The 1,072-nt window shown below is 66.7% G+C and carries 2 protein-coding genes and 1 pseudogene; all 3 read right to left on the bottom strand.

The genetic code is table 11. From position 1 onward, the window contains the following. A partial coding sequence (locus AC1D01_RS36045) for a DnaB-like helicase N-terminal domain-containing protein (protein ID WP_477874516.1) occupies positions 1-180 on the bottom strand: 180 nt, incomplete at its 3' end. Beyond that, positions 177-491, bottom strand: a complete 315-nt coding sequence (locus AC1D01_RS36040) for a hypothetical protein (protein WP_477874518.1) — start codon at positions 489-491, stop codon at positions 177-179. The genes AC1D01_RS36040 and AC1D01_RS36045, both read right to left, overlap by 4 nt. Positions 492-938: 447 nt before the next feature. After that, a pseudogene (locus AC1D01_RS36035) lies at positions 939-1,037 on the bottom strand (helix-turn-helix domain-containing protein); the annotation flags it as partial. Positions 1,038-1,072: the final 35 nt, after the last annotated feature.

Raw genomic sequence — 1,072 nt, 5'->3', positions numbered from 1 at the left:
GTTCAGCAACTCGCTGATCGTCTCGTAGATCGCACGGTGGTCGGTTTGGTAGAAGTGCTCCGGCTTCAGGATCGTGCCCACGGCCTCGAAGGCCTGGTTGTCGAGCAGCAGGGAGCCCAGCACGCTGTGCTCGGCCTCCTCGCTGTGGGGTGCGCTCATCGCTTCGGGTCGGCGGCTCATGCGGCGGCTCCAAGTTCTCGTTGCATCACGGCCTGCGCCTGCAGGCCTTGGGTGGTCAGTCGGGCGGCCTCGCCCGGGGTCAGGAACCAAAGGCGGTACCAGTTGTCGCGGACGCTGTTGCGGAAAGTCTGGCGCCAGTCGCGTTGCCGCTTGCCCTGGGCAGTCCGGCGTGCCTTGAATTCGCGCCAGTGCAGCAGCAGGATGTCGCGGTCGATGGCGACGGTGTCGCAGTAGGCGAACACCGGATCGTCCTCAGGGATGGGCTTCTCCCCGGCGGCCTTGCAGAAGGCGAGGAAGGTGGCGAGGCTCACCAGCGGCTTGTGCTTCGAAACCTCGGTCTCGTCGTTTTCGTCCAGCCAGGGGTCTTCAGCCCCTTCAGGGGGTTGGGGGTGTATTTCTTGTATTGGTTCTATTACGGTTAGGGGGCACGTCGTGCCGGGGTGACCGGCATCTGGTGCCGGTTGGGCGGCACCTCGTGCCGGGTGACCGGCATCTGGTGCCGGTTGGGCGGCACCTCGTGCCGGGTGACCGGCATCTCGTGCCGGGGGCATCTCGTGCCGGGGGGCAYGTGGTGCCGGGGGGCATTTGCTGCCGGGGGCATCTGGTGCCGGRGTGCGTCGAGCGCTTTGCTGTTCGCCGCCAAAGCCGCGCGGGGTCACGGTGTAACGGTTCGCCTTCATGGCGCCGATCTCCACCTTCACCAACCCTGCCGTCTCCAGCCAACGAATGGCATTGCGCACCGCGCGCTCACCGAAGCACGTGCGCGTCGTGATCGTGTCGATGCTCGGCCAGCACACGCCCTGGTCGTTCGCCTGGTCGGCGAGGCTGATCAGGACGGCCTTGGGCGTCGGTGGCATCGGAAGCGGCCAGCAGACCGCCATCACCATGGTGC

The organism is Rhizobacter sp. P3_B12 (assembly GCF_056402895.1).
This window is presented reverse-complemented; position numbering and strand designations above follow the sequence as displayed.